Origin of the sequence: Alcanivorax sp. (genome assembly GCF_002726155.1) — a bacterium.
Lineage (GTDB): Bacteria > Pseudomonadota > Gammaproteobacteria > Pseudomonadales > Alcanivoracaceae > Alcanivorax.
This window is the reverse complement of record NZ_PBSH01000018.1, coordinates 24,334-41,916: the sequence shown is the minus strand read 5'-3', so window position 1 is coordinate 41,916 and position 17,583 is coordinate 24,334. Positions and strand designations below refer to the sequence as shown.

Here is a 17,583-nt window from a genome sequence, read left to right as displayed (position 1 = left end):
CAGGAAAATACGGACGGCGCCCCCGGCGTGGGCACTGGGACAGAATGATGCGGCAAGGCTGTACCAGAAAAGGCGTCATGGCATCCGTATCGAAAGAAAGGAGGTCGGCAGTATGCCATGGAGAAGCGGTGACAAACCAGACGCGAGTAACGAGTTTCGAGTTGCGAAAACATGAGCAACAAGCACCTGTAGGAGCACCTCTTGAGGTGCGAACCAAGCGCCCGCGGGACGACACTCTTGTCGTCCACTCGCACAGGCAATACACCACCGTCGGCCAGCATCACCCTTCCCCACCGGTTTACGTTGCTCCTCGCCGGGTTCGCACCTCAAGAGGTGCTCCTACAGCTAACTCCACGACCTGTCGTGATCCTCCATTTCCGCTACACTCTCCCTACCATTCAGTCAGCAGAAGCCGAGCCCCATGTCCGCAGCCGAAAAACCCATCATCCTCGTCGATGGTTCTTCCTACTTGTATCGCGCCTTTCACGCCCTGCCGCCGCTCACCACCTCCAGCGGCCAGCCCACCGGGGCGGTGCGCGGCGTAGCGGCCATGCTGCGCAAGCTGATCAAGGACTACGACCCGCAATACATGGCGGTGATCTTCGACGCCAAGGGCAAAACCTTCCGCGACGAGCTGTTCGAGCAATACAAATCCAACCGCCCGCCCATGCCCGACGATCTGCGCGAACAGGTACAGCCCCTGCACGACCTGATCCGCGCCATGGGCCTGCCGCTGATTATCGAAGACGGCGTGGAAGCGGACGACGTGATCGGCACCTACGCACGTATCTTCGGCGGCCAGGGAAAGCCCGTGCTGATCTCCACCGGCGACAAGGACATGGCCCAGCTGGTCACTGAACAAGTCACCCTGATCAACACCATGAACGACGCCCTCTACGACATCGACGGCGTAAAGAAAAAGTTCGGCGTGGGCCCGGAGCTGATCATCGACTTCCTCGCCCTCATGGGTGACAAGGTGGACAACATCCCCGGCGTCCCCGGCGTGGGTGAAAAAACCGCCCTGGGCCTGCTGCAGGGCCTCGGCTCCCTGGAAGATATCTACGCCAATCTGGACAAGGTCGCCGAGCTCAGCTTCCGGGGCGCCAAGACAATGGGCAAGAAGCTGGAAGACAATAAAGAGATGGCATTCCTCTCTTACCAGCTGGCCACCATCAAGCTGGACTGCGAGGTCAGCGAGGATCTGGATGACCTGAAGCTGCAGGCCCCGGACGCGGAAAAACTGGCCGAGTATTACCGCAGCCTGGAATTCAAGGGCTGGCTCAAGGAACTGCTGGGCGGCAAGGACCCGGTGGCCGAGGATGCCGGCGAAAACGTGGAGCTGGCCGAGGACGCCAGCCCCGCCGCTCCCGAATTCGCACGCGACGCCTACGACATCGTCTACAGCGAAGCCATGCTCGACAAATGGATCACCAAGCTGAAAGACGCCGGTGAGTTTTCCTTCGACACAGAGACCACCAGCCTCAACTACATGAACGCCGAACTGGTGGGCTTCTGCGTGGCAGTGGATGACAAGGCCGCCTACATCCCCTTCGGCCACAACTACCCCGGCGCCCCGGACCAGCTCGACAAGCAACTGGTCATGGACGCCTTCCGGCCGCTGCTGGAAAGCGACAACATCAAGAAGATCGGCCAGAACCTGAAGTACGACATGAGCGTGCTGGCCGAAGACGTGGGCATCACCCTGCGCGGCGTGGCCTACGACACCATGCTGGAATCCTACGTACTGGATTCCGTGGCCACCCGCCACGACATGGATTCCCTGTCCCTGAAATACCTGGGCCGCAAGACCATCAGCTTCGAAGAGATTGCCGGCAAGGGCGCCAAGCAGCTCACCTTCAACCAGGTGGGCCTGCACGAAGCCAGCCGCTACGCCGCCGAAGACGCGGACGTGACCCTGCGCCTGCACCAGACCCTGTGGCCCAAACTGGAAAAGGAAGGCCGCCTGCCGGAGGTGTTCCGCGATATCGAGCTGCCACTGGTGACGGTGCTCAGCCGCATCGAGCGCAACGGCACCTACGTGGATGCCACCCTGCTCAAGCACCAGAGCCAGTTCCTGGCCAAGCGCATGGCGGAACTGCAGGAACAGGCCTTCGAGATCGCCGGGCAGGAATTCAATCTCGCCAGCCCCAAGCAGCTGGGTGAAATCCTCTACGAAAAACTGGAAATTCCGGTCATCAAGAAGACCCCCAAAGGCGCGCCCTCCACCGCCGAACCGGTGCTGCAGGAACTGGCCCTGGAATACCCCCTGCCCCAAGTGATCATGGATTACCGTGGCGTGGCCAAGCTCAAGAACACCTACACCGACAAACTGCCGGAGCTGATCAACCAGCGCACCGGCCGCGTGCACACCTCCTACCACCAGGCGGTAGCCGCCACCGGGCGCCTGTCCTCCAGCGATCCCAACCTGCAGAACATTCCGGTGCGCAGTGAAGAAGGCCGCAAGATTCGTCAGGCATTTCTTGCGCCCAAAGGGAAAAAGATCGTCGCCTGCGATTACTCCCAGATCGAACTGCGCATCATGGCGCACCTGAGTGGCGATAAAGGCCTCACCGACGCCTTCGAAAAAGGCCTGGATATTCACCGCGCCACCGCCGCCGAAGTGTGGGGCAAGACCCTGGACGACGTGAGCGACAACGACCGCCGCAACGCCAAGGCCATCAACTTCGGCCTGATCTACGGCATGAGCGCCTTCGGCCTGGCCAAGCAACTGGGCCTGCCCCGCAAGGAAGCCCAGGATTACATCGACCTCTACTTCGAACGCTACCCGGGCGTAAAACGCTACATGGAAGAAACCCGCGCCCAGGCCTCGGAACAAGGCTACGTGGAAACCCTGTTCGGCCGCCGCCTCTACCTGCCGGAAATCCGCAGCAGCAACGGCCAACGCCGCCAGGCCGCCGAACGCACCGCCGTCAACGCCCCCATGCAAGGCACCGCAGCAGACATCATCAAGATGGCCATGATCAAGGTCCACGACTGGCTGGAAACCACCGACTTCGACGCCAAGATGATCATGCAGGTGCACGATGAACTGGTGTTTGAAGTGGCGGAGGATCAGGTGGAGGATCTGGTGAAAGAGGTGAAGACGCGTATGGAGTCAGCGGCGGAATTGAAGGTGCCGTTGATTGTGGATGCGGGGATTGGGGAGAATTGGGATGAGGCGCATTGAGCGCCCGAAAGGAAAAACTTGGACTTATTTTTTGTGGCCGCACACATTGCGCAAAGCCGGTCCGCCTGAACAGGCAGGCGCCAGCATGCCGCAACAACTCCCGCACTTACCATTAATCAATCATCTATAATAAATTATGCGATACTTAGTCTTTATAATTTTAGGTTCAACATTGCTTGGCTGCTCATCAGTCCCTCTCGACCAAGTCAACGGGAAACATGAAATCTCTTCTGACACCGGAATTGTTTATGATGATATCGAGGTACTTAATCGCTGTAACTTTTTTCCATTCAAATATGGAATCCAAAATCAAGCACACATGAAAAGCTGTGTATTTGCTTTAACCGGCGACTCCATCTACATCATTGGTCACATTAAAAAAACTGATGAATACACCATCGAGCACAGCAAAAAAATACGAGACATTGATTGTGTTTTTTATGAGCCAGACGGCCCAGGAAAAGGGATGATAAGCATTCTCACCAAAGACATTCTTTTCCGGTTGGCACTTTTTAAAATAAACAAAAACTCTATTGATCAAAAAGCCGCAGGGGAAACCATTTCTTCCTTAAAACGCCAAGAGATCCCCATATTGACAAGAGAAACCCACGTCCTAAGCCCACTAGCCTACTACACTGTAGATATAAGCAACCCGTGCCAAGCAATGAAAGAAGCCCGGAATGGCTAACCATGGAACGCGGAACGGGGTCAGGCCTGAATGGCAAATGGCTTCAATGGAAAGAGGGTGCACGCACATATTAAAGCTGTAAAAACATGGCTTTCTCTTTACCCTCAGACCACGTCAGTTAAGGCAAATCAAACCGCCGCTCCAGCCCTGACAACGTGGCATTGGAAAAATACTGCAGTCCTTCTGCATTAAAGCCCGCAGGAAAACCGGCCACTGCCGCGCGGCAGGAAATGCGTCGCGTCAATACCAGAGCCGGCTCTTCGGCAGAGAAGAAGAAGGGGACATGCGCACACTCAGCCCAGTTGCGACGGCGCAAACGAATACGACGCGCTATACGGTGAGCAAAAACAGGCCCCCTGCCCGGCCGAATCTCGGACTTCACACTATCTTGCCGCGCCCCTCACCACGCTGGTGTCTTTTGCGATGGAAGGGCCGCCCCATGACTGGAATGACCGCACTACTGATTTATATCGTCTGGACGCTGATTCTGGCGCTCAGTTACGCCACCTACCGGCTGCCGCTGGTACTCACCGGCAAGAAAGCCGCCAGCCACTGGGAGCGAGGTGAACCGGTGGATGATCCGGCGATTCTGGTGCGCGCCAAAGCCGCCCACCTGAACTGCCTGGAGAACCTGCCGCTGTTCGCGGCGCTGGTGCTGGTCGCCGCCGCTACGGGTCAGAGCGAGACCGTTAACGCGGTGGCAGGCTTTGTCGTTGCTGCCCGTATCGGGCAAAGCCTGGTGCATCTTGTCGGCACCAGTTTCCCGCTGGTATTCATCCGCGCCAGCCTGTTCCTGGCTCAGGTGGCCCTGATGCTGTATCTGGCTTTTGCGCTGCTGTAGCGCCGTAATGGTGACATGAGAAAAAGAAAACCGGGAGCAGATCTGTCCCGGTTTTCTTTTTAGCGCTCCAAATACCGCTCCAGTTAACCCTCCAGCAACCCCGCAAGCAGCATATCAATTTCCGCCTTCAGTTCTTTATCCTCGATCTTGTTGGCGCTGATTTTTGCGTCCTCAAGACTCTGGATGGCCGCTGGCTTTTGCCCCAGCTCCAATTTCGCCATGGACAAGCCAATGCAGGCGAGGTGGTCTTTGGCGTTAATGGCCAGCGCCTTGCCCCGCGCTGCTTCGTACACCACCAGCGCGGCATTCAGATCTTCGGTGAAGTCGGCCAGGGTTTCCCATTGCTCGGGGTGGTCTTTGTCGGTGTTGTCGGTGTTGTCGGTGTTGTCGTTTTCGGTGCAGATGGTCTTGAGCTGGCCATAGAGGGAATCGAATTCCGCCTGGTTATTCTTCCTGGCCGCCTCCATCAGTTTTTCCGCCAGACTGTAAACGGCCTTGTATATCTTGGTGTTAATCATTGTCTCTCCAACCCATCAGGCACGCAGTGCGTCCAAGAACGGGCTCTCACGCTGCATCCACGGCAACTTTAAGGCCTCCCGGCAACGGGCTCTCAACTCTCTGGAGGACAATCAGGAAAGAGGGAGCCGCGCCTAATTCCCCTCCCGCCACTCCCCCGGCGACACGCCCACCCACTGCTTGAACGCCCGATTAAACGAACTCTGCTCCGCAAAGCCGAGCAGCATGGTGATCTCGAACAGGGACAGGGACGGGTCGCGCAGGTAACTTTGTGCCAGCTCCTCGCGGGTGCGATCGAGCAGACCCTGGAAAGTCTGACCGCTGGCGGTGAGCCGGCGCTGCAGGGTGCGAACAGACAAGGCCATTTCGCTGGCTACGGCTTTCAAGGAGACCCGCGCATCCGGCAGCAACCTCAGGAACACCTGTTGTACCTGGAAGGCAAACGGGTCGCTGCCCGGCAGCGCATTGGCCAGGGCCACGGACTGGCGGTCGAGGATCTGCCGCAATGCCGGATTCGCGGTGGACAAGGGAATGCTGAGGTACTCCGCCGGGAAGCGGACCGACACATAGGGCGCCGAGAAACGCACCGGGCAACCAAAAAAGGCCTCGTACACCTCCGGCTTCTCGGGGGCCGGTGCCGAGAACGTCACTTCCGCCGGGTTGGGCGCATCGGGCACGATCTTGCGCAGACAGCTGATCAGCGCCGAAATGGCCGTTTCATCCATCAGCAGGCCCAAACTGAGTCCGCCAAACCTGGGCCAACCGATCTCTGCCTGATCCCCCCGTATGACTACTTCTGCCATGCGTATCCCATAGAACAGGGATTCGAAGCGCTGGTAGGCATACAGCGCCTGGCCCAGGTTATCGCTGGCCTGCACCAGATAACCCAGCACCCCCACATGCCCAATAGTGATACAGGCGCCGATCTCCAGACCGCGCCCATCCCCTGGCTTGACGGCATGAGCCCGGCGCAGCAAGTCAAGCCATTGAATTAACGGCACCTGCTCACCGGGAGCTAGCCGCGATACCGCCGCCCGCAGGGTCGGAGCGGACAACTGTTGCTGGTCAAGCCAGTCCAGCAGCACCCGCACGTAGGAGCCGTTGACGCGGATGGCGGAGGGATCGGGGTAGATTGCGCTCATGGCACGATTAGATAACAAGCCGGCATGATTCGTCAATTAATGGCCCGCGCCATTGCCTAGCATGCCCCTGTGACCTTTGCTCTTCACCCAAGGGAGATGCTTCATGAGCCCCATCGATTTCGCCATCACCACCTACCAGAACGCCGACATCAAGGAACTGCTACTGGTAGCCATGATGCCCCTGTTCGGCCTGACCATTGTGGTCGAGGCCTGGCGTTTTCGCGGCACCGGCCTTTACAACCTCAAGGATTCCGCGGCGAGCATGACGCTGGGGGCCAGTTATGTGCTGCTGGAAGTGGTGGTGAATGCCCTGTTCGTGTTCGCCATTCTGGACTGGGTGTACAGCTACCGACTGATGGATATTGCCATCACTCCACTGAGCTTTGCGCTGCTGTTTTTGCTGGTGGATTTTCTGTTCTATGTGTACCACGTGACCGCCCACAAGGTGCGCTGGTTCTGGGCCACCCACGTGGTGCACCATGCCTCGGAGCACATGAATTTCACCACCGCCGGACGGCAAAGCACCCTGTATGCGTTCAGCGGCCTGTTCATCTTTTTCCTGCCAGCCATCCTGCTGGGCTTTGAGCCAGCCTGGGGTCTGTTTGCCCTGGCAGCCAACCTGTCTTACCAGTGGTTTATACACACTCAGTGGATCAAGAAGCTGCCACGGCCGATTGAATTTATCTTCAACACGCCGTCACACCATCGTGTGCATCACGGCCGTAACCCGGAATACATCGACCGCAATTTCGGCGGCACCTTCATTATCTGGGATCGACTGTTCGGCACCTTCGTGGAAGAGCGGGAAGATCTGCCCCCGGAATACGGCATCACGCGCCAGATCCACAGCTACAACCCGATCACGCTGACCCTGCACGAGTTCATCGCCCTGTTCCGAGACATGACGAAGCCAGGACCGCTGTGGCTGAGACTAAAACACCTTTGGGCAGCACCGGAGTGGCAACGCCCGGAAGCGCAGAACCAACAAGCCAAGGAAAACGCACCAGCAATAGCAACGCGCCCGGAAGGATAAGGCTGGCTCAACAGGCGGAGGTTCCTTAGGGAGTTTCCGCCCTGCGGCTCATTTACGCCAATCAGAAAGCATTCATCCTTCAGGAAGCCACCCCCAAACCACACGCCCTCACCGCCGTTCCAAAAACTCCACCATCATTCGGTAACTCAACCCCCAAATGCAGTAGCCCTGATAACGGCTGCACGGCAGGGTAACCCGCCCCACGGGCGTGCGGAGGGTAAGCGTACTGTGGTTATCAGGGTTGCTCAGATAGTCCAGCGGAATCCATACGCCGTGGCGAGCTTCGTGGTTCAGGCGCAGCGCGTCGTCGCCTTGCCAGGCAAATACATGGGGCGTGACCACCATGGGCCGCCAGCGGCTGTGGTGGCGAGTCAGCCGGTCGGTCAGGCGCTCCTGGTAGTGCCCACTCTGGTACAGGTCCAGCCCGGTTTCTTCCGCCGTTTCACGCATGGCGGTGTCCCGGCTGGAGGTATCCCCGGTTTGCAGGCGCCCACCGGGAAACGCCATATCACCAGACCAGGGGTCCCCGGGCCGATGCGCCCTCTGGATAAAGAATAACTCCCCCTCCGTTATTCCCCCGCGATAAATCAGCGCCACGGCGGCGCGGGTGACACGGCGTCGGAAGGGCAATTTCTGTGGACGGGCTCTGTTGAGCCAGGTCAATGGAGGCACGACGGATTCTCTTTGGCTAGATACCGCCAGCATAGCACTCCACCAGCTCTCGCCACGCCCCGCCATGGGCGGGCCACACCCCCAATCAGCGCTGGTAGCCCTTACCGGACGTCAATCAGATACGATTTAGCTGTACACGGAGGGATAATACGGTTATGTTCTGGCCCAGCTAAAAGATCGCGCTTGAATCACGTACTCCATTTCGTTGTTTACATTGTATAACTCGTCCTGCAGTTCTGAAGTCCAAGTCTCCGTTTTTCAGCTACACCCGCCGTAAAAGGCAAAACTTCATTTTTCAGGATTAGAGATATGTCTACAGTTAAAGGCACCGTTAAGTGGTTCAACGAAGCAAAAGGTTTTGGTTTCCTGGAGCAGGAAAACGGCCCAGACGTTTTCGCTCACTTCAGCGCCATCACCGGTTCCGGTTTCAAAACCCTGGCTGAAGGCCAAGCGGTTGAGTTCACCGTGACCCAGGGCCCGAAAGGCCCGCAGGCTGAGAACATCGTCGCTCTGTAAGCGATCGTTCCAGTGAAAAAGGCGCCCTCGTGGCGCCTTTTTTGTATCTGGCCATCTCTCGCCGATAACAATTATACCTACCCGCCCGGCCGCTTCCCTTACGCAGCAAGCGCCCCATGAATCTCTTGCCAATCAGCACCTTTTGACACAACCCGCATACACATTACCCCCATTTGAGGTATGTCCTGGCTTGGTGGCAAGCGCCATAATTGCCTCTGCATTGCCTGAACACTTATCTAATAGGGGAAATCGTGATGAAAAAACTCACCTACGCCGCCTTGGCGCTGGCTATTTTTGCCGGTGCCGCCATTGTGTCTGAAGTACCCCTGGTCGAAGAAGCACGTGCTGAATGCAGCAGCATCTGGGCCAGCTGTTCCGAGTCAGAAACATCTGAACTGCAATCCGAGCTGGACAAGGCCGGTTGATCTCTACGGGCTGCCCGCTTGGGCAGCCCGCCTAATCAAGATGAAACAGTTCTTATCCAGCAGCCAATATGCGGAAGTACGCCTTTTCCTTTTGCTGGTGGCGGCTTCGCTGGCGATTCTTTTCAACCACTTCTACCACGTCACCTATAACGATCTGTCGCAATGGAAAGGCGGCGGAATGGGTATGTTCGCCACCCAGGATGCCCCCGGCACCCGGGTAGTGTCGATCATGCTTGAAACACCAGAGCAATCATTTATTGCCAACAACCAGGCCCTGGGTCGGCCACTGGCTCATTTCAACGCCATGCCAACAGCAGAGAACCTGCTGTTCCTTTGTCGCTATGCCGCCAATAAAGTGTGGCTCCCCAGCGGCACGGTGCGAACCGTGACCCTGAATGATCAGACCTTGCGCAGCTACGCTGTTGCCGGCCTTTCCGGAGACAAAACCAGTAGCCATCAGCCCCTGACCGTAACTGACATACAGCTGGCAGCATGGAAAACCTTGCTCGACGTGCCCACCGGCACCCTTACCCGCGTCCCTCTGGGCAGCGCCCATTGGAATAGCGCGGAGGGCTGCCGTGTTAAATCCTGACACTATTTATCAGCGACTGAGCACCACTCTCAAGTCACCGCTACTGGAAAAGTTGTGTGGCCGGGAGCAGCAGGATTTTCTTGCTGTCGTCGGGGCGTTAACCCTGGGTATCCTCATCTTTCATGGATTCCCCCATGTCTATTTCGCCATTCCCTTCCAGCTGCTGGTCATCAGTTACCTGGTCTGGCCAGCCCTGCTGCGGCAAGGCCCGTTCTGGTTTGTGGTCTTCCTGTTCAGTACCGCAGCCCTGTGGCTGAATTGGACCCACGCGGACAACCACAAATACCTGCTCTGCTACTGGGTGTTCAGCCTGTTCCTGGCATTCGACAACGGGCTTGATCGCCCGGCTTTTCTGAGGCGCTGCGCTCGCTATCTACTTTTCTTTACCATGGTCATGGCCGTGGTACAGAAAACCCTCTCTCCGGATTACCTGAGTGGCGATTTCTTTGAGTTTATTCTCATGACAGATAGCCGCTTCAGTGCCCTTGGATCATTGGTAACCGGCATGGAAGCTGAGCTTTTTTCTGAAAACCGCCAGCTCTATGTGCGAGCCCTCGATCCCTTACTGGCCGATCAAGCCACCGCCACACTGCACAGTTCCGAGGCGCTTCATCGTCTGGCTTTAATCATTACCTGGGTCAACTACATAGACCAGATTGCCATTGCCATCATGTTGTTGTTGCCGCTCTCTCGTCGCGGTGAAATTTTCAAACACCTGCTCCTGATGGCGTTTATCATTCCTGTTTACGCTGTAGCACCGGTTATTGGTTTTGGCTGGCTGATCATCATCTGGGGGTACTGCCTGGTGCCCAACGAGGTGGCCGGCTTAAGGCTGGGCTACCTGGGATTATTCCTGTTACTTTGTGTCTATGAATTTCCGTGGCTGAGCCTCTTGGTCTATTCCCCATGATCCCTGATCCACACGACACCTATCTGATTTACGATGGCGAATGTCCTGCCTGCCGAAACTATGTGCGCTTTGTTCGCTTTCGCGACACCGTGGGCACCCTGCACCTCATTGATGCACGTAAAGCACCGAGCTGGGTGCTGCAGATGCAGCAGCGGAACATGCCCCTCGATGACGGCATGGTTCTGATATTTAACGGCCGCTACTTTCATGGTGCCGATGCCATCCATCATATGGCGCTACTGAGCAGCGGTAGCGGCCTTTTCAATCGGATCAATGCACAACTGTTCCGGTCTCGCTCATTGTCTCGCTTTCTTTATCCTATCCTCAAAGCCTGCCGTAACGCCTTGCTCTTTTTGCTGGGCAAAAAACCACTGAAATATTCCTGACAGAAATCCCTCTCTATGTTGCCCCTGGCAGCCTGAACAACATTTTGAATTGCCTGTTTTTTGTTATCGCTTTTTACCCGTTCAAGCACTGTTTTGCCCGAAAATAGCCTACCCGACCCTGTTTTGTAACCTTGCGTAAGCCACGCCATTTTTGCCGTCATGGTTTGTTCATACCCACCCGTCAGCATCGGCGCGTTTTTAATGGGGGAGATCCTGATCATGTGGCGTAACGTTATTCTCAGCTTACTGGCCGCTCTACTGGTTGCCTGTGGCGGCGGTGGCAGCAGTAGCAATACCGGCCCGGCACCCAACACGCCGGAAAATCAGGCTCCGACAGGCAGCCTGACCGGCGACAGTACCATGACGGGAGGCAGCAGCAGGACCTTCCAGCTGCAAGTCAGTGATGAGGATGGCGAAGTCATCAATATCCAGTGGGCCGTGGAAGGACCATTGTCTATTGAAGCCACAACCGACGCCTTCATTCAGATCCGTGCCGATGCCGTCGGCACGGATACTGCCGCCGCCGTGGTCGTTCGGCTGCATGACGACGACGGAGCCAGCACTACCCTTCGCCATCCTTTAACCGTGACGCCAGTCAGCACCACGGCGCCCACGGTGGATGCAGGCATGGATCAGACGGTGGAAGAAACCGCCCTCTTCACCTTGCAGGGCAGCGCCACTGCCGCCGGCAGCACCACCGTTCGACGCCTGCAGTGGCGCCAGCTTGAAGGGCCTACCGCCACTCTCGACGGCGCCAGCGACCAGAACCTGCTGACGGCCACAGCTCCCCAGGTGAGCAGCAACACCAACCTGATATTCGAACTGGAAGCCGAAGACAGTGCCGGCAACTCAGGCAGGGATCAGGTAACGGTGACGATCACCAACACTCTGAACAATCCGCTACCGGTGGTCGATGCCGGGGCCGACCAGACTGCCTCCAGTGGTGATCAAATCATGCTGTCTGGCAACGCCAACGATGACGGCTCCATCGCTTCGGTACGCTGGCAGGTGACCGCTGGCCCCGCCGTGACCTTCCAGCCCGGGAATGACCTGAACACCCATTTCACCGCCCCCCAGGTCAGCGAGGAAACCAGCCTGATAGTGACCCTCACTGCCACAGATGATCTGGGCGCTGAAGCCAGCGACTCCCTCACCATCACGCTTTCCCCGCTACCGGGTAATAATGCCCCCACCGTAGACGACGCCTATGCTGATCCCGGCGTGGCCACCAGCGGCGAATCCATTCAGCTCATTGGTGAGGCCAGCGACCGGGAAGGTGATGCGCTCATCTATGTCTGGACTCAACTGGACAATGGCGCTCCGACTCTGGCCATCACTGATTCCAGCCAGGCAACCGCCTCGGTAACGCTACCCGAGCTGGATATCGCCACCACCTTCGCCTTCCGCTTCACCGCCAATGACGGTGCACTAGAAGCATATAGCGACATCACCCTGCAAGGCACACCCACCACGCAACCCTCACCCGGCGTACTGGAATGCCTGTTCCGCCCCCTGCAAAGCGGCTGCCCGCTGGCCGTCCTTGGCAATCTTCTTAACCCAGACAGTGTCAGCGCCTGTTTCAGCAACCCAAACTCGCCCGCCTGCCCCTTCTCCGGTCTGGCCAGCCTGGACGAAGACCTGGCCCACTGCTTCGAACAGCCCACCGACGATGGTTGCACCAGCCTGCTGGGGAAAATCACCGACCCTCTATACGTGCTGGAAACCCTGCCCCCGCAGGCACCAACCAACACTTGCACCCCGGCCTACGACAGCCGCACGTTTGAACAATACATCGGGGTATTACACGCACACACCGGTTACTCCGACGGCGCCCTCAACTCCCGCCCTTCAGATGTGTTCGAACGCGTAAAAACGCAGGGTCTAGATTTCACCGGGGTTACCGACCATTCCGACAATGTGCGGCTTCCCCTGACGGTAACCGGCGATTGCCTGTCTGAAGATTTTTTCCAGTGCCTGATCGCTGATGACGACGTCCCGTTCGATTCTTTCCGCAAGTGGGACGCCACAGCAGAACAGGCCGACGCTGCCAGCGATGAAAACTTCACCGCCTTCCGCGGTTTCGAATGGACCTCCGACCGCTTTGGTCACATCAACCTATTCTTTGGAGACAATGTGATCAACGCCAAAACGGGTCCTGGTTATGCCGTTTCCATGGGCCTGTTCTGGCAGTGGTTCAGCTACCCGGCACAGTTCGGTGGTGGTGACGACGCCCTGCTGGTGTTCAACCACCCCGGTCGCGAAGACGCCATTGAAGGCATCGTGGAACCCCTGGGTGGCGATCCCGCCTACACCTTCAATGATTTCCGCTACGTGCCGGCAGCAGATCGTCGTGTAGTCGGGCTGGAAGTCTTTGGCAAAGGCTCAGAGTACGATTCCGGCGGCCCCGGTGGCAGCTGGCTGTCCTACGCGCTGGACAAAGGCTGGCACGTGGGTGCGGCAGGCTCCGAAGATCACCACGATACCGAATGGGGTGACCCGGACCTGCCCAAAACCGTGCTGGTGGCCCGTTCGCGCAGCCGCGATGATTTACGCGAAGCCATGCAAGCCCGCCGCTTCTATGCCGTGGCCCAGTTCTATAACGACCTGCGCATGGCCTTCACCGTGGATGGCGCACCAATGGGTAGCCGTTTGCGTCGCCCGGCAGGCAGCCAACTGCCGCTGTCGGTCAACCTGACTCGGGACGGCGGTGACTTTATTGGCATCGTGGAAGTGGTGACCCGCAACAACACGGTAGTCGCGACTTTAACGGGCAACCACGTGGAAACCCTGGTGCCGGTCACTAATGAGGAAAGTTACTACTTCCTGCGCGTCCGTGATCCACAAACCGGTCGCCCGGTGGCATTCAGCAGCCCGATCTGGGTAATGCCCGGAGCCAGCGCTCTGCCAGTGTGCGAGGCCACGCTCTAGATCACCATTGTGCACGGATTAAAAAAGGCGCCGGATATGGCGCCTTTTTTGATTCTTCAATAAACAGGTTACGGCACCGCTACCCTCTCTTTAAAAAGTAGGTCGGATTAGCCTGAAAGGCGTAATCCGACACTCAACGGACAGCGCAGCAGAAACGGCCCAGTGTCGGCTTACGGCTGCGGCTAAGCCGACCTACGGTAGCCGTCGATTCAGGCTTATTGCTCAAACAAATCTTTGATCGGCATCAGATCCGGATATTCCGCCTGCTGTTTTTGCGCCTTGGCCTGGAAAGTCAGCATCATGTCGTTGGGGCGGAACATACCCGCCTGCCAGGTCGCCATGTACTTGAGGCTGTCCTCCACGCTGTGGTCGCGGCTGAAGTTGAGCATTTCCTTACACCCGATCACCGCCAGCGGGGAATTCGCGGCAATCTCAGCGGCAATCGCCATCACGGCCGCAAGCATGCTGTCCGCATCATCGTAAACGCTGTTCACCAGCCCTTGCTCTGCCGCCTCCTGGGCACTGAATTTGCGCCCGGTGTAGGCCAGTTCACGGACCAACCCCTGGGGCATCAATTTGGGCAAACGCTGCAAGGTGCCCACGTCCGCGGTCATTCCTAACGGGGTTTCCTTAATGGTGAAGAACGCATCGCGAGTGCAATAGCGGCTGTCTGCTGCGCATACCAGATCCAGCGCGCCACCGATACAGCCACCCTGAATGGCCGCCAGCACCGGGATACGCACCTGCTCCAGTACGCTCAGGCAATCCTGTAACTGCAACACCACCCGGCGTAGATTTTCTGCCATACGCCCCGGATCGCCCCCCATGGGCACACCATTAGGGTCAGAAAACACCGCCAGATCCATGCCTGCAGAAAAATGTTTGCCAGTGGAAGAAATCACCACCACGCGTGCATCGGTGCCCGTCTCGATATCACGCAGGCAACGCGGAAGCTCCAGCCAGAAATCCTTGTTCATGCTATTCAGCGCTTCCGGGCGGCTGAACTGCAGGTGGGCAATATGGTTTTCCACGGTAACATTGAACGAGCGGTATTCAGGCAATGCGGACATGGTGTTCTCTCCCGTTGTTATAAGCACAATATGTATAAGCACCCTTGCCGGGACTTTCGGCATTTGCCTGACAGCCTTACTCAATCAGCCCGTATTGAACAGCCCCGATCACGTAATAAACCATGCGCAAGACGACATGCGCTGGGGCGCTGTGCTGTTTCCAGAAATGCAATGACTGAAGGCCCGATCGTCCGCCTGAGCCAACAGGCTGGCCACACATAAAAAACGGCGCGCTGATGGCAGCGCGCCGTTTTCTTTACTCTGGCATGGAAAGAAAGAACTACTTCAGATCAAAGCGTTCCAGCTCCATCACCTTGGTCCAGGCTGCCACGAAATCGTGGGCGAACTTTTCCTTGGCATCGGCACTGGCATAAAGCTCCGCCAGCGCACGCAGCACCGAGTTGGAGCCGAACACCAGATCCACACGGCTACCGGTCCACTTCAATTCGCCACTGGCACGATCACGTCCTTCAAATTCTTCTTCATCACTGGATACCGGCTTCCACTCGGTATTCATATCCAGCAGATTCACGAAGAAATCGTTGCTCAAGGTGCCGGGCTTGTCGGTAAACACACCCAGCTCACTGCCACCATGATTGGCGCCCAGCACCCGCAGCCCACCGACCAACACCGTCATTTCCGGCGCGGTGAGTGTCAGCAGTTGCGCGCGATCAATCATCAGGTGCTCACCGCCCATGGAGAAACGGGCTTGCTGATAATTACGGAACGCGTCGGCTTTGGGTTCCAGCGGTTCGAACGACGCCACATCGGTTTGTTCCGGGCTGGCATCGGTACGCCCCGGTGAGAACGGCACAGTGACATCCGTACCCGCCGCTTTGGCCGCTTTCTCAATCGCGGCACTGCCGCCCAGGACAATCAGATCCGCCAGCGATACCTTTTTGCTGCCACTATTGAAGTCCGCCTGAATGCTTTCCAGGGCGCTGAGCACCCGCGCCAGTTGCTCCGGCTGGTTCACCTCCCAGTCTTTCTGCGGGGCCAGACGGATACGGGCACCGTTGGCGCCGCCACGCTTGTCACCGCCACGGAAGGTGGCAGCAGACGACCAGGCGGTGTACACCAGCTCGGACACGCTGAGGCCGGAATCCAGGATCTTGCTCTTCAGTGCCGCAATGTCCTTGTCATCCACCAACTCATGGTCCACCTCGGGCACCGGGTCTTGCCAGATCAGCTCCTCGTCGGGAATCTCCGGGCCCAGGTAACGGGCACGCGGCCCCAGGTCACGGTGGGTCAACTTGAACCAGGCCCGCGCAAAGGCGTCGGCAAACTGGTCCGGATTTTCATGGAAACGCCGGGAAATTTTTTCGTAGGCCGGATCAAAGCGCAGCGACAAGTCCGTGGTCAGCATCATCGGCTTATGCTTCTTGCTCTTGTCCTGGGCGTAGGGCATCTGCGGTTCAGCGCCTTTCGCCACCCACTGCTTGGCACCAGCAGGGCTTTCGGTAAGCTCCCACTCAAAGCCGAACAGGTTGTCGAAAAAGTAGTTGCTCCATTGCGTCGGCGTCTGCGACCAGGTCACTTCCGGGCCACCGCCCATGGTGTCATCACCCTTGCCGGTACCCACGCTGCTGCGCCAACCGAAACCTTGCTCCGCCAGCCCGGCACCTTCCGGGTCAGGGCCCACTTTTTCCGGATCACCGGCACCGTGGGCCTTGCCGAAGGTATGACCACCGGCAATCAGGGCAACGGTTTCTTCATCGTCCATGGCCATGCGCGCAAACGTCTCGCGAATGTCGTGGGCGGCAGCCTTCGGGTCCGGATCGCCGTTAGGGCCTTCCGGATTCACATAGATCAGCCCCATCATGGTGGCCGCGAGAGGGTTTTCCAGGTCACGCTTGTCCGAGAACCGGGAGTCATTGGTGAGCCAGCCTTTTTCACGCCCCCAGTACACATCCTGATCCGGCTCCCAGGTATCTTCACGGCCACCGGCAAAACCAAAGGTTTTGAAGCCCATGGATTCCAACGCCACGTTACCGGTGAGGATAATCAGATCTGCCCAGGAAATTTTACTGCCGTATTTCTGCTTCACCGGCCAGATCAAACGACGCGCCTTGTCCAGGTTCACGTTATCCGGCCAGCCATTGAGTGGGGCAAAACGCTGCTGACCGCGGCCGCCGCCGCCACGCCCGTCACCAATGCGATAGGTGCCGGCACTGTGCCAGGCCATACGGATAAACAGCCCACCGTAATGGCCGAAATCCGCTGGCCACCAGTCCTGTGAGTCTGTCATTACGGCATGCAGATCTTTCTTTACCGCCTCCAGATCCAGGCTGTTGAATGCCTTGACATAGTCGAAATCCACGTTCATGGGATTCGACAGTGAGGAATGCTGGTTGAGTAGATCCAGACGCAACTGGTTGGGCCACCAGTCCTTGTTGGTCGTTCCGCCACCTGCGGCATGCATCGGGCATTGACTTGCATCAGCCATGACTCTCTCCCTGTTGAGTATGTATTCGCTGTTGATTCAGTTATATCCCTTAATCCTTGCCCCCGGCCAGTTGGCTTTGGCAAACACGCCGATAGTTTTTATCAAACGCCATAGGCATAGCAATAGTTCAAACAGCCAATACTCAGCTGTTGATGATGACCTCGGCTGCCCCGCTGACACCTCCTGAATATCCTATTCACAACGCCATTCTCTTACCACCGTATGGTGGTA

The 17,583-nt window shown here is 57.6% G+C and carries 15 protein-coding genes; 10 read left to right on the top strand and 5 right to left on the bottom strand.

Annotation, left to right across the window (positions count from 1 at the left end; translation table 11 throughout):
- The first annotated feature begins 421 nt into the window (after positions 1-421).
- The 3 genes from polA (at position 422) to CL546_RS05495 (ending at position 4,716) form a co-directional block, all read left to right on the top strand.
- Positions 422-3,187, top strand: coding sequence for a DNA polymerase I (gene polA / locus CL546_RS05505; protein ID WP_290493528.1), 2,766 nt, complete (start codon positions 422-424; stop codon positions 3,185-3,187).
- A 136-nt stretch (positions 3,188-3,323) separates the two neighbouring features.
- Entirely contained in the window at positions 3,324-3,875 is a 552-nt protein-coding gene (locus tag CL546_RS05500; RefSeq protein ID WP_290493526.1) for a hypothetical protein, read from the top strand.
- Positions 3,876-4,314: 439 nt separating this feature from the next.
- Positions 4,315-4,716: an MAPEG family protein gene (locus CL546_RS05495; RefSeq protein ID WP_290493525.1), complete on the top strand. Its 402-nt coding sequence runs from the start codon at positions 4,315-4,317 to the stop codon at positions 4,714-4,716.
- 83 nt (positions 4,717-4,799) lie between these two features.
- Here CL546_RS05495 and CL546_RS05490 read toward each other — a convergent pair whose 3' ends face one another.
- Both CL546_RS05490 and CL546_RS05485 read right to left on the bottom strand, forming a co-directional pair.
- Entirely contained in the window at positions 4,800-5,234 is a 435-nt protein-coding gene (locus CL546_RS05490) for a tetratricopeptide repeat protein (RefSeq protein WP_290493523.1), read from the bottom strand.
- A 132-nt stretch (positions 5,235-5,366) separates the two neighbouring features.
- On the bottom strand, positions 5,367-6,374 hold the full coding sequence (locus CL546_RS05485; protein ID WP_290493521.1) for an AraC family transcriptional regulator: 1,008 nt from the start codon (positions 6,372-6,374) through the stop codon (positions 5,367-5,369).
- A 103-nt stretch (positions 6,375-6,477) separates the two neighbouring features.
- On the opposite strand from CL546_RS05485, the gene CL546_RS05480 reads away from it, so the two are divergent.
- Positions 6,478-7,407 carry a sterol desaturase family protein gene (locus CL546_RS05480; RefSeq protein WP_290493519.1) on the top strand — a complete coding sequence of 310 codons (930 nt, stop codon included), beginning with the start codon at positions 6,478-6,480 and terminating at the stop codon, positions 7,405-7,407.
- A gap of 108 nt (positions 7,408-7,515) precedes the next feature.
- On the opposite strand, the gene CL546_RS05475 is transcribed toward CL546_RS05480, so the two are convergent.
- Positions 7,516-8,079: an NUDIX hydrolase gene (locus tag CL546_RS05475; RefSeq protein ID WP_290493517.1), complete on the bottom strand. Its 564-nt coding sequence runs from the start codon at positions 8,077-8,079 to the stop codon at positions 7,516-7,518.
- Between the two features lie 309 nt (positions 8,080-8,388).
- On the opposite strand from CL546_RS05475, the gene CL546_RS05470 reads away from it, so the two are divergent.
- The 6 genes from CL546_RS05470 (at position 8,389) to CL546_RS05445 (ending at position 13,836) form a co-directional block, all read left to right on the top strand.
- Positions 8,389-8,595 carry a cold-shock protein gene (locus tag CL546_RS05470; protein WP_007149147.1) on the top strand — a complete coding sequence of 69 codons (207 nt, stop codon included), beginning with the start codon at positions 8,389-8,391 and terminating at the stop codon, positions 8,593-8,595.
- 254 nt (positions 8,596-8,849) lie between these two features.
- The gene (locus tag CL546_RS05465; RefSeq protein WP_290493513.1) at positions 8,850-9,020 is read left to right on the top strand and encodes a hypothetical protein; all 171 of its coding nucleotides are present in this window, start codon (positions 8,850-8,852) and stop codon (positions 9,018-9,020) included.
- A 40-nt stretch (positions 9,021-9,060) separates the two neighbouring features.
- Positions 9,061-9,612: a hypothetical protein gene (locus CL546_RS05460; RefSeq protein WP_290493512.1), complete on the top strand. Its 552-nt coding sequence runs from the start codon at positions 9,061-9,063 to the stop codon at positions 9,610-9,612.
- Positions 9,599-10,522 (top strand): hypothetical protein, encoded by a 924-nt coding sequence (locus CL546_RS05455; RefSeq protein WP_290493510.1) that lies wholly within the window; start codon positions 9,599-9,601, stop codon positions 10,520-10,522. The genes CL546_RS05460 and CL546_RS05455 overlap by 14 nt, the downstream gene beginning before the upstream one ends.
- The gene (locus tag CL546_RS05450) at positions 10,519-10,908 is read left to right on the top strand and encodes a thiol-disulfide oxidoreductase DCC family protein (RefSeq protein WP_290493509.1); all 390 of its coding nucleotides are present in this window, start codon (positions 10,519-10,521) and stop codon (positions 10,906-10,908) included. Before CL546_RS05455 ends, CL546_RS05450 begins: the two co-directional genes overlap by 4 nt.
- Before the next feature lie 219 nt (positions 10,909-11,127).
- Positions 11,128-13,836, top strand: a complete 2,709-nt coding sequence (locus CL546_RS05445; protein ID WP_290493507.1) for a PKD domain-containing protein — start codon at positions 11,128-11,130, stop codon at positions 13,834-13,836.
- Positions 13,837-14,051: 215 nt separating this feature from the next.
- Here CL546_RS05445 and CL546_RS05440 read toward each other — a convergent pair whose 3' ends face one another.
- Together CL546_RS05440 and katG are read right to left on the bottom strand one after the other, a co-directional pair.
- Positions 14,052-14,906 carry a crotonase/enoyl-CoA hydratase family protein gene (locus CL546_RS05440; RefSeq protein WP_290493506.1) on the bottom strand — a complete coding sequence of 285 codons (855 nt, stop codon included), beginning with the start codon at positions 14,904-14,906 and terminating at the stop codon, positions 14,052-14,054.
- A 280-nt stretch (positions 14,907-15,186) separates the two neighbouring features.
- Positions 15,187-17,352, bottom strand: a complete 2,166-nt coding sequence (katG, locus tag CL546_RS05435) for a catalase/peroxidase HPI (RefSeq protein ID WP_290493505.1) — start codon at positions 17,350-17,352, stop codon at positions 15,187-15,189.
- Positions 17,353-17,583 lie beyond the last annotated feature (231 nt).

Bases quoted from the DNA above. Each gene is read 5' to 3' on its own strand.
- polA (WP_290493528.1), top strand. From the start codon at position 422: ATGTCCGCAGCCGAAAAACCCATCATCCTCGTCGATGGTTCTTCCTAC.
- CL546_RS05500 (WP_290493526.1), top strand. From the start codon at position 3,324: ATGCGATACTTAGTCTTTATAATTTTAGGTTCAACATTGCTTGGCTGC.
- CL546_RS05495 (WP_290493525.1), top strand. From the start codon at position 4,315: ATGACTGGAATGACCGCACTACTGATTTATATCGTCTGGACGCTGATT.
- CL546_RS05490 (WP_290493523.1), bottom strand. From the start codon at position 5,234: ATGATTAACACCAAGATATACAAGGCCGTTTACAGTCTGGCGGAAAAA.
- CL546_RS05485 (WP_290493521.1), bottom strand. From the start codon at position 6,374: ATGAGCGCAATCTACCCCGATCCCTCCGCCATCCGCGTCAACGGCTCC.
- CL546_RS05480 (WP_290493519.1), top strand. From the start codon at position 6,478: ATGAGCCCCATCGATTTCGCCATCACCACCTACCAGAACGCCGACATC.
- CL546_RS05470 (WP_007149147.1), top strand. From the start codon at position 8,389: ATGTCTACAGTTAAAGGCACCGTTAAGTGGTTCAACGAAGCAAAAGGT.
- CL546_RS05465 (WP_290493513.1), top strand. From the start codon at position 8,850: ATGAAAAAACTCACCTACGCCGCCTTGGCGCTGGCTATTTTTGCCGGT.
- CL546_RS05460 (WP_290493512.1), top strand. From the start codon at position 9,061: ATGAAACAGTTCTTATCCAGCAGCCAATATGCGGAAGTACGCCTTTTC.
- CL546_RS05450 (WP_290493509.1), top strand. From the start codon at position 10,519: ATGATCCCTGATCCACACGACACCTATCTGATTTACGATGGCGAATGT.
- CL546_RS05445 (WP_290493507.1), top strand. From the start codon at position 11,128: ATGTGGCGTAACGTTATTCTCAGCTTACTGGCCGCTCTACTGGTTGCC.
- CL546_RS05440 (WP_290493506.1), bottom strand. From the start codon at position 14,906: ATGTCCGCATTGCCTGAATACCGCTCGTTCAATGTTACCGTGGAAAAC.
- katG (WP_290493505.1), bottom strand. From the start codon at position 17,352: ATGGCTGATGCAAGTCAATGCCCGATGCATGCCGCAGGTGGCGGAACG.